The organism is Metabacillus niabensis, assembly GCF_902829255.1.
Lineage (GTDB): Bacteria > Bacillota > Bacilli > Bacillales > Bacillaceae > Metabacillus > Metabacillus niabensis.
The window spans coordinates 1-10982 of the sequence record NZ_CADEPK010000167.1 but is presented as its reverse complement, the minus strand read 5'-3'; the positions used below and the strand labels follow the sequence as shown (position 1 = coordinate 10982).

Annotated in this window: 11 protein-coding genes and 1 riboswitch; of the genes, 1 reads left to right on the top strand and 10 read right to left on the bottom strand. The window is 33.0% G+C overall.

Annotated features, from left to right (window positions below):
• Positions 1–30: 30 nt before the first annotated feature.
• The 9 genes from HU235_RS12225 to HU235_RS12185 form a co-directional block, all read right to left on the bottom strand.
• Positions 31–993 (bottom strand): YpdA family putative bacillithiol disulfide reductase, encoded by a 963-nt coding sequence (locus tag HU235_RS12225; RefSeq protein ID WP_174880386.1) that lies wholly within the window; start codon positions 991–993, stop codon positions 31–33.
• Positions 994–1101: 108 nt separating this feature from the next.
• Positions 1102–2373: a Glu/Leu/Phe/Val family dehydrogenase gene (locus HU235_RS12220; protein ID WP_095301102.1), complete on the bottom strand. Its 1272-nt coding sequence runs from the start codon at positions 2371–2373 to the stop codon at positions 1102–1104.
• Between the two features lie 342 nt (positions 2374–2715).
• The gene (locus HU235_RS12215; RefSeq protein ID WP_174880385.1) at positions 2716–3300 is read right to left on the bottom strand and encodes a genetic competence negative regulator; all 585 of its coding nucleotides are present in this window, start codon (positions 3298–3300) and stop codon (positions 2716–2718) included.
• A gap of 343 nt (positions 3301–3643) precedes the next feature.
• Positions 3644–4423, bottom strand: a complete 780-nt coding sequence (locus HU235_RS12210; protein ID WP_233452208.1) for a metallophosphoesterase — start codon at positions 4421–4423, stop codon at positions 3644–3646.
• 130 nt (positions 4424–4553) lie between these two features.
• Complete coding sequence (locus HU235_RS12205) at positions 4554–5018, bottom strand: YpbF family protein (RefSeq protein WP_095301100.1); 465 nt, start codon at positions 5016–5018, stop codon at positions 4554–4556.
• 81 nt (positions 5019–5099) lie between these two features.
• Positions 5100–5801: a LysM peptidoglycan-binding domain-containing protein gene (locus tag HU235_RS12200; RefSeq protein WP_174880384.1), complete on the bottom strand. Its 702-nt coding sequence runs from the start codon at positions 5799–5801 to the stop codon at positions 5100–5102.
• A complete protein-coding gene (locus tag HU235_RS12195) occupies positions 5794–6393 on the bottom strand; it encodes a CPBP family intramembrane glutamic endopeptidase (protein WP_174880383.1) in 600 nt (199 codons plus the stop codon). Before HU235_RS12195 ends, HU235_RS12200 begins: the two co-directional genes overlap by 8 nt.
• Entirely contained in the window at positions 6394–7899 is a 1506-nt protein-coding gene (locus HU235_RS12190; RefSeq protein ID WP_095301097.1) for a RecQ family ATP-dependent DNA helicase, read from the bottom strand.
• A complete protein-coding gene (locus tag HU235_RS12185; protein ID WP_174880382.1) occupies positions 7896–8981 on the bottom strand; it encodes a YpbB family protein in 1086 nt (361 codons plus the stop codon). Before HU235_RS12185 ends, HU235_RS12190 begins: the two co-directional genes overlap by 4 nt.
• A gap of 353 nt (positions 8982–9334) precedes the next feature.
• Here HU235_RS12185 and HU235_RS12180 point away from each other — a divergent pair, with 353 nt between their 5' ends.
• Positions 9335–9583: a ferredoxin gene (locus HU235_RS12180; protein ID WP_095301095.1), complete on the top strand. Its 249-nt coding sequence runs from the start codon at positions 9335–9337 to the stop codon at positions 9581–9583.
• A gap of 138 nt (positions 9584–9721) precedes the next feature.
• Here the strand turns inward: HU235_RS12180 and HU235_RS12175 are convergent, their stop codons facing one another.
• Positions 9722–10300, bottom strand: coding sequence for an ECF transporter S component (locus HU235_RS12175; protein WP_141231534.1), 579 nt, complete (start codon positions 10298–10300; stop codon positions 9722–9724).
• A gap of 167 nt (positions 10301–10467) precedes the next feature.
• Positions 10468–10677, bottom strand: a riboswitch (FMN riboswitch).
• Positions 10678–10982 lie beyond the last annotated feature (305 nt).

The window sequence follows — 10982 nt, the reverse complement described above, 5'->3', positions numbered from 1 at the left end:
TTTTAGAATACTACAGTTTCAATTACCATCTTATTTTCGACTTTTTAATGCTTCGTAGATGAGTTGTCCGTGAAAACGCCCATTTTCGATAAATATTTCATTAGCATTATTTCCGGCTGCAATAACTCCTGCAATAAAAATCCCCTTAATATTTGTTTCCATTGTTTCAGGATCAAATATCGGACGTCCTGTTTCAGAATCTATCTCTACTCCCATTGCCTTTAAAAATTGATGATCAGGATGGTATCCAGTCATCGCGAAGACAAAATCATTCACAATTGTTTTCGTTTCTCCATTCACTTCATAGGATAATTCATGTTCTTTAATTTCCACTACATTTGCATTAAATTCCATCGTTATCGTTCCGTTACGCACAAGAGATTCGAATTCTGGTAATATCCAAGGTTTAATGCTTGATGAATATTCATTTCCACGGTAAAGCACAGTTACTCTCGCACCTGCCTTTACAAGCTCCAAAGCCGCATCTACACTTGAATTTTTGCCACCAATCACAGCAACATCCTTATCAAAATAAGGATGCCCCTCTTTAAAATAATGAAAAACCTTTGGTAAATTCTCTCCTGGAACATTCATATAATTTGGGTGGTCGTAATAGCCTGTTGCAATTACAACTTGTTTTGTCTCATATGTTTGCTTATTAGTAAAAACAGTAAAATAACTATTACCTTTTTCTACTTTCTCCACTTTTTCAAATGAATGTATACGAATTTGTTTTCTTCGAACAACCTCTCGATAATAGGCTAAAGCCTGATTCCGCACTGGTTTACGATTTTCTGTAATAAATGGCACTTCCCCTATTTCAAGCTTTTCACTTGAACTAAAAAAAGTTTGATGTGTAGGATAATGATATATTGCATTAACAATGTTTCCTTTTTCAATAACTAACGGTTTATAGCCTAGTTGGGCTATTTCAATTGCAGCTGATAATCCACAAGGACCACCGCCAATAATAATTGTTTCTTCTTTTATCAAGAACTTTCACTCCTGTACCAAAAAATCTGTTCATTTATATTACCAATTATTCCAAATAAAAAATCTTCTATCAATAATGATAGAAGATTTACAGTATCCTTGCAAATTTTATATCCAGCCTCTAAATCTTGAAGCCTCTGCCATTTTGCGAACACCAACCATATAAGCGGCTAAACGCATATCTACTCGACGATTTTGACTTGTTTCATATATGTTATTAAATGATTTAACCATTACCTGTTCTAATTTCTCTTCAACTTCTTCTTCTGACCAGTAATAACCTTGATTATTTTGAACCCATTCAAAGTATGAAACTGTTACGCCTCCAGCACTCGCTAATACATCTGGTACTAATAAGATTCCACGTTCTGAAAGAATTCTTGTACCATCTAACGTTGTTGGCCCATTTGCTGCTTCAACAACGATACTTGCTTTAATGTTTGCGGCGTTTTCTTCAGTAATTTGATTTTCAATCGCAGCAGGAACAAGGATATCACAATCAAGTTCGAGCAATTCCTTATTTGTTATTGTATCATTAAATAACTTCGTCACCGTTCCAAAGCTATCTCGCCGATCTAATAAATAATCTATATCTAATCCATTAGGATCATAGAGTCCACCATAGGCATCCGATATACCAACAATTTTAGCCCCAGCGTCATGCATAAATTTTGATAGATAACTACCAGCATTACCAAAACCTTGTACTACAACTCTAGCTCCTTCAAGCTCAATACCTTTTTTCTTTGCAGCTTCACGTATACAAATTGTAACACCCTTAGCGGTTGCTGATTCACGACCATGAGACCCACCAAGGACTAACGGTTTTCCTGTTATGAATCCTGGGGAGTTAAATTCATCGATGCGGCTATATTCATCCATCATCCATGCCATAATCTGAGAATTCGTAAACACATCTGGTGCAGGAATATCTTTAGTTGGTCCAACAATTTGACTAATTGCCCGAACATATCCTCGACTTAGACGTTCAAGCTCACGAAATGACATATCTCTAGGATCGCAAACGATTCCACCTTTACCACCACCATATGGCAAATCAACAATTCCACATTTTAAACTCATCCAAATAGAAAGTGCTTTCACTTCCTTTTCTGTTACATTCGGATGAAACCGAATACCACCCTTGGTCGGTCCAACTGCATCATTATGCTGTGCACGATAGCCAGTAAAGATTTTTACAGAACCATCGTCCATTCTTACAGGTATTTTGACTGTTAACAATCTTAGTGGTTCTTTTAATAACTCAAATACTTCTTCTGGATACCCAAGTTTCTCAAGAGCATTATGTATCACTGTTTGTGTAGCTTTCAACACATCGAGTTTATCGTTCTTATCACTGGTGCTTTTCTCGGCTACCATTTAAGCTAACCTCCTAAATCTTATCAGTAAATGAAAGAATGTCCACCTTCAGACAATAGTATACACTTTATAAATGGTTATGCAAAGAAGAAAAAACAATATTATGAGATTTAACCGTTTTAACTGCAAGCGATTTCATTTGTTTCTTATAGACTATCGTAATCCCAACTAACCTTAATTAATATTTATTATTATATATAGAGAATATTTCTATAAAAACAAAAAAAATCCTTTCCTCCTTCATATAAAAATGTGGCTGAACAGAGAAGCGTTTCTCCTTATCAGCCACATGTATTTCCTAAATACCCTCGTTAAAAGTTCATAAATTGGGTCAAAAGTTTATTATAAGAAATAATGCTTAATTGTTTTGATTGCATGATCTTTCATAATAATGTTTCCATATTCTTTTAGCCTATGGACGGTTAATGTTGATGGACTTCCATATTCAGCCAATATCGCCACCAAATTGTCAATATTTATGTCTTGATTGTCATTTAATAATAAATAGAATTTATTGTTATAGTTTACAATCATACCGCCATTAATCTGGAGATGTACTAAATACTTTGCACATTGGATAATATCCTCAAATGAATCATACTCATAAATGATATCAAAGTTTTCATCTAGTTTCACTTGCATCTCGATATAATCATCCGAGAAATCCTCATCTATTTCATTTTCAGCTTGGCTGTTTGTAACGATTACAACCATCCCTTGAGCATGAAGTGAATATACTTCGACAGCGATTGGTCCATGCGCCTTAAATCCCAATTCTTCACTTGCTTCATTCATCATATCCCTAAAAAGTTGATGAACTTTTAACGAATCCTTCCAAAGATCTTCTTTTGTTAGACCTCTGTCTTTTAAATCATCAGTTGTTAAGAAAATTTTTATTTTGTCATAGTTCAGTCGCTCTAGCCGCATCCCATACCCTCCTGCCGTCAGAACGCTCTATATAAAATCATCATATGAATTTTATATGAGATGGTTCTAATATTTTTTTACAGTTTACACTCTGTTCTAAAATTAGACAAGCATTCAAACTTGTAAAACATCATCCTATTTCTTCCTATAATCAATTTTCACACTATATTTTTGTTATTTTTTAATGGCTATTTTCGTGAAATTCGTTACTTTTCATAAGAAGTCGTTATGATTATTCATTTTCTCGTGCAGCGCTCGCTAAGGGAGGGGTAACACCTAATCTCACACTTCTCGCTTGAGTCTTGTCCTTACGCTCCAATAATGTTAAATGTAACCGAACATATTATTTATACTCCAATTTATTTCTTATTTCGATGTAATGTGCTTCCGCTGGTGCTCCAAGTCGCAGAGGGAGACCTGAAGTCCCATATCCATTACTTATTAATAAAATTGATTTTTTTAATCTATGAACCTTCCCTTTTTTATATAAGCCATATCCAAACAAACGGATTTGTCCTCCATGCTGGTGTCCACTTAGAATCAAAGCTATTTCATCTTGTTTTTCCACTTTTTGATATATATCAGGATTGTGACTTATGAGTAGTTTAAAGGCTTTTTGCGGTACATTATCCAACGCTAAATCTAATCTATCTTTTTCCTCGCTCATATCTTCTACACCTATAAGATATATGGTTTCTCCACTATTTGTTGTCAAGCTCTTTGATGTATTATTTAACAATATAACATGATATTTCTTTAACCATTTTTCAAGATTTTCTTTCCCAATTTCATAATCATTGTTGCCAAATACAAAATATGTAGGAGCAATATTTTGAAGCATTTTTATATTTTCCTCTATCCTTTTTTGTGGAACACCTGATTCAGACAAATCTCCACCAATTATGACCAAATCAATAGAGTTCGGTACTTGCTCAAGTAAGCTCGATGATATTACCCTACGATGAATATCTGAAATAAAAAAGATTTTGAGCGGAGAAAAGCTCTTTGGCAGATGCTCAAAAGTGAATGTATGTTTTGTCAGGTTATTTTCTAGGCCGTTTCGATACATCATCAAAATAAATAAAAGCATTCCTATTATTAAAAAAACGATAAAAATAATCATATTATATTTTGCCCCCTGACTTTTTCTCAAATAAGCTAATAAACCATATAATAGCATATTTTGGAGATTCGCATAAAAAATAGACCAACTCAGTTTGAGTCGGTCCGTGCCTATTATTATTTAGTATTTCCTATTTACTTTCATGAAACAGATTAATATCAAACTCATTTTTCATCATCGTATAAACTTCATGCCTATTTTGCCATTGTGAAGGTTTATGCCATAAATCTTTGCTTTTTCTAATAACTTCACATCTTAGATTATGATACTCCGTTTCTGATTTATCTTCTTTCTTTTTAAAATATTGAGCGGTAGCATACCCAGCAACAATTACTAAAATAATAAATGTATGCAAGGAATTATCAAAAATTAAATGAAAAATCATTGCAAGCTCTCCACCGTTCGGTTTTATAATAAACGAATATAAATATACGATATAGCCCATTAATAAAACGAATGTCATAAATTGAGTTTGAAAACATTTCCGTTTATACGCTTCGAATTTTCTTTTACGCTCTACTAAATTTTGAAGCATTTTTTTTGTCGGCTCATCTGTATGATGGTTTAGCTGCTGAATTTTTGTTTCGATTTTCAACACATCCCCTCTACAAAGGTCTTTATACCATTGTATGAGGTCGTCCAAATAGATATGAATTAACCGACTGACTTGATAAAATTATCGAATAGGGATTTTCAGCTCCTGTCCAACATAAATTTCATTTCCATTAATCCCATTATATTGACGAATAATATCCTCACCAGTGCGACTATTATAATATTTAATCGCGATATTAAATAATGTCTCACCTGGTCCAACAGTATGTGTTTTAACTTCTTTATATTGTATATCATTTTCATTTTCTGTTGATATTCCCGTCTTATCTTCTACTTTTGAACTTTCATCCGTTTTATTTTCAACATGTGTTTCCTCTTCTTTTTCCCTTGTATCAGTTGTGTTTGTTTCATTTGTTTTCTCTTCGACTTCTCCAGTTTCTTCTGTAGGAGAAATTTCTTCTGTAGAAGTTGTTTCTTCAATTAAAGATGGAGCTGATTCTTGCTCATCTTCAACATCTAGATTTGATGATTTTCCACTTGGAATATAAACGGTTTCTCCATTAGGAGAATCATTGTCTTCTGTTAATATCTTCCCATCTTTTCCGTAATAGAGAAATAATATCAATACTAATGCAGGTAAGAGAATAAACACTCCTCCCAAAAAGCTAATTAATGGATATCTCTTTTTCTGCTTAGCTTTTTTCGCTTTTTCATTGTGCACTTCGCTTCTAGATGGATATGCACCATTTATCTCTTTATATTCATCAATCATTCTTGAACGTAAATTTTCTGCTTGATCAGGGCTTTTATTATAATCACTCATTATCTCTTTTCACCCCTTTAAGAAACTTCCTTCTAATTTGAATCGCAAATACTAAATCAATAATAAAATGTGCTATCATCGTTGAATAGATCGTATTTGTCAGTTCGTAAACAATACCTAAAAAAAAGCTAACTGCAACAACCATGATAAACAAAACGATTTTTGTTACATATCTAAAATGTAAAATCGCAAAAATAAGACTAGCAATCAATAGCCCGAAATGCGTTTGAATTATTCCGCGGAACAACAATTCCTCAGAAAAGGCAATTAGAGCAGTTAAAAAAATTATATGCAGAACATTTCGGTTTTTGAAAATTTTTTCATTCACTCCACCATCATCAAGCAAATGGGAAGGTAATAACTTCATCATGATATAATCTATAATTATGACAATTAGTGCAGTAATGAAACCAAATAGTAAAAAGTCATTATCCTTATATTCCCATACCTTCAAAAAGTCATTTCTATCTTTGAATAAGAAAATACTCATTACAATGGATATAATTATTAATAAAAATTGCGTAAAATATAAACTTTGAAGAACCTGTTTATCTGATAATTGTTTGATTTGTTCGCTTTGATTTTTAAACAACTAACTCTCACTCACTTTACGAAATATCACCTTCAATTCATGTTCCCAATCCATTTTCCTCTCATTTTCAAGTAATAGAGGAACGGTTGTTTCTTCAAAGCTTGAAAAATCAACGCCACAGTGGTCACAACAATTTACTGGTTTTTGTTGTAAATCTTCATCGAAATATGATAACAATTTTTTCCGTCTACATTCATTTGTGTTTAACCAGCCAATCATCTTGCTTAGTTTTTCATGTTTTATCGCTAACCTATTTTCTATTTCCTTCCAAATAAGTGCAATGATTTTATCGGGCTCGAATCCCAATGGTTTAAGCTTTTCTACATAATTTTCAGTATAACGCCACTGCGTTTCAGTTAATCCGATTTTTTCACTTATGAATTCAAATGATGGTAATTCGTTCGTATTACTTAAAACGTCATATACAAGTCGATACAATTTTTCATACGTAGGAAATTCAGATTCAACGAGTGACTTTGGAATTTCATAATCGGATTGGGTTAGTAGCGTTATTGCAATACTCGGTAATCCATCACGACCTGCTCTGCCAATTTCCTGCATATATGATTCAATCTGAGATGGGAAATGGAAATGTATAACATAACGGATATTTTGCTTGTTTATTCCCATTCCAAAGGCATTTGTACAGCAAACTAGGCGAAGCTGGTCATATAAAAATTGTTGTTGGATCAATATCCTCTGCTCTGGGTCCATTCCCCCATGATAATAACCTACACCTCTTATTCCTTTATCTATCAATATTTCAGCTAACCGTTCTGCCCATAATCGACTAGAGCAATAAATAATCCCAGGACCTTTTAAAGCTTGTACTAACCGATGAACTTCATCTATTTTTTCATCAATTGACGATATAGGTTTTATCATTAGAGCAATATTTGGTCGATCTATCGAATAAATAAACTTTTCACTTTTTTCATTGAACTGTAATATTTCTTGAATATCTTTTATAACTTCCTTTGTTGCTGTTGCAGTTAAGGCTAAACAAGGCGGAGAATTAAGTTGTTTCCTTATTAAGCCTAATTTAGAGTAGTCTAAGCGGAAATCATGTCCCCACTGGGATATACAATGGGCTTCATCAACTACAAATAAAGAAATCTTTATCTTTTTCAATGCCTTAAATACATACTCATTTTGTAAAATTTCAGGAGATACAAATATGTATCGATACGAATATAAATGATCTAAAGTTTCTTTTCGTTTCATAAAAGGGACTGTACTATTTAAGGCAATAACTCTTTTTTCCCCTCTTAATTTTATTTGTTCAACCTGATCCTCCATAAGCGAAAGTAAGGGGGATACGATCAGTACGACTCCAGGTAATATATATGCTGGGAGCTGATAGCAAAGAGATTTCCCACCTCCAGTCGGTAGCATCGCAACAACATCATTTCCGTTAAGAACTGACTGAATAATTTCACTTTGCCCTGGTCTAAAATCTTTTAAACGAAAATGGGTATTAAGGATTTGTTGTAGGTTGTTTTTCATTCGTACCTCCCGATCAAAGCATAAGCTAAACGAATTTGAAAGTAGCTATATTGATCGTTTAAGTATTCTTTTACTTGTTTTAAACGATGTGTTTGAATAGTATCAATTGCATTTTTTATTAAATGGTAATCAGCCTCTGTTAAAAAATTGTCAGGTGTATACGTTTGATCGTGCAAAGTTATCTCTACGATATGATCCTCTATTGTACTTTCCTTTAATCCACGTAAACGTGCTATCTCCTGAATACTTGCTCCTGTTTCTAAATATGAAAAAGTAACTTCTGTTGAAGCAGTGAGTGTAGTTTTCAATTGAACGTCCTTCGTTACCTCATTAAAAATCTTATATTCTTCTGGTTTTTCTTGAATTTGCTGAATAATAAAATGTACGACGTTCCAAAATTCCAAATAGACATAGGTCGGGTCATCCTTCATCATTAAAGCGATTTGCTCAAAGGTTTCACCAATTCTATTGTTTGAAGTTAATCTACGAATAAAAATTTCTGCATGTCTTTCTGATGACATTTGTATCGACTGATGTAACTCACTATATAATTGATTAACAAGAACCTCTGCTTGATTTCGGTTATCCTTAATAAATTTTTTCACCCAAAATAAATCTTCCTGATTTTTTGTAATTGGTAAATAATTCGTATTTTTATAAACAAAATTCGACAAAACTTGAATGAGTAAGGAAATTCTCCTCCAGAAAATGCGACTTGTATCACCATATACCCATCCATTGAGGTGAGTAGGAAATGGCTTTGCTGCCAAACAATCCTTCAGATACGAAATTCCTTGTGTCGTTAGAACAAAATGTTGTTCTTCTTTTTCTTTTATTAATTGCGCTTTAACCAAATCCTCACAATGTGTTATAACCAAATTTCTTGATAATTTAGGAAATAGGCCAAACATCATAGATAAATTAAAAAGTTTGCCATCTTGAATTGTTTGTGAAGATTTTTTCCCATTAAGTAAATGATAAATAGCAGAGACAGTTCGTTCTCCTTTAAATTGACTTAGACAATGAAGTAGGACGATATGTAAATAACTATTGTTCATTTTATCACCTACAATGTTTGACAATTTTCGATACACCTTTATTTTATCAAATTTACTGACGTACGTTTACTATTATGTATAATTTCTTCATCACTTTTAACAAGTCAGACACATATTATTTTGAATATAGACTTTCAAATGAACAAGATTTGTCGACCTTTATCCTTAGGTTCCATCTTAGCTAATAGCATGACCTTAACAATGGAAATTTTGTGAAAAGCAACATAACCAACGTTTTTTTATTGAAAAGTCCAAAAATCCGATTTACAATACTAGTTAGGCACTGTAAAGTAATACAATATGTATTACTTGAATTCATTATTTAAGTACTATCATATGAACATATGGTATTAATCTTATCAGGAGGTTTGTTTTAAATGGCAAAATATACAATCGTAGACAAGGACACTTGCATCGCATGTGGTGCATGTGGCGCTGCTGCACCAGATATTTATGATTATGATGATGAAGGTATCGCTTACGTTACCTTAGATGATAACCAAGGTATAGTAGAAGTTCCAGAAGTACTTGAAGAAGATATGATGGACGCATATGAAGGTTGTCCAACAGATTCAATTAAAATTGCAGATGAAAAATTTGATGGTGACGCATTAAAATTTGAATAGATGCTGGGGTTTCATTGTATCAGACGAGCCCATTAAAAAATAAAAAGAAAAAACCTCCGATAAATCTGAGGTTTTTTTCTTTTGACTAGGTTCGTTAAATAACTTTATTACTGTAAGAAACAATTTATAAAAACCTTTTTAATGGATTAGTAATTGATTTGTTAACCATGTTTTAATTTTTGAAATTAATGCTGCGAGTAAGATTGCAACAATTACCCCTTTTATTAAGTTAAAAGGTAATATAGCTGCGACAACAAGCTGTTTTAGTGACTCTTGAGACATTGCTGGCATATTTAAAAATAATGTATAAGCTGGCATAAAGACATAATAATTTAAAATGCTCATAACGATTGTCATCAATAAAGTACCAATTGTTAATCCTATAAAAAGTCCCTTCATACTTCTAAAGCGTCTAAAAAATACAGCTGTTGGAATGATAAATATAGTTCCTGCAATAAAGTTAGATATTTCCCCCACAGGAACACCTGTCGCACTTCCTTGAATTAAATAATGTAGTACATTTTTTATTACTTCAACCATTATTCCAGCTGCAGGACCAAATACAATTGCAGCAATTAAAGCTGGTACATCACTAAAATCAATCTGCAAAAACGTTGGAAATCCTGGAAATGGAAAATCAAGCATCATAAGCAGATAAGCAATGGTACTTAACATTCCTACTGTTACATTTTTTCTGACACGACTTTGTTGCATTATTGACTCTCCTTTTCTGATCGCACTCGAAAAAGAGAAAGTTCTTGTTTTAGACATAATAAAAAGCCCCAATAATTAGATGTTTCTCAATACATAACATCTCAGGTTGGGGCATTGTTGTAGACATGTCTAAATAAACGTTAAACTATGAAAAATTTAAACGTTTGAACCTCCATCTTCTCTCATCCAGACTTTACTGTCGGTTCCGGAATCTCACCGGATCATGCCTTTTCTTGCAGGCTCGCGGACTTCAAAATTTCTCCTGTTATCAGTTAAAGCTAAAATTCGCTCTACTAACAGCATCCCCAACAAGATTAACTTAGGGATTAATCCATTTCTTCACCGCCGGTCGGGAATTTCACCCTGCCCCGAAGATTGATCATATTTTTTTCATAAGTATATAACGAAATAGATGATTTGTATATTAATTTGCTTAGAAAAAATGACTATATATAATAGAAGGAATTAGGAAGCGTTTTCAATTATTTTAATTAAAATGAATTAAACTATGGAGTATTTTATATGAAGTACAATTGTAAAAAAACAATGGAAGCTATCTAGCAATAAGCACCTAATATCTAGTGTTTATACTGCCAGTTGTCCCCACCAATCACTTCTTCTTAAAAGCTTTTATTATAGGTGGGGATAACTGCCAGTATAAATGTGCCTACGTTATGTATTAGGG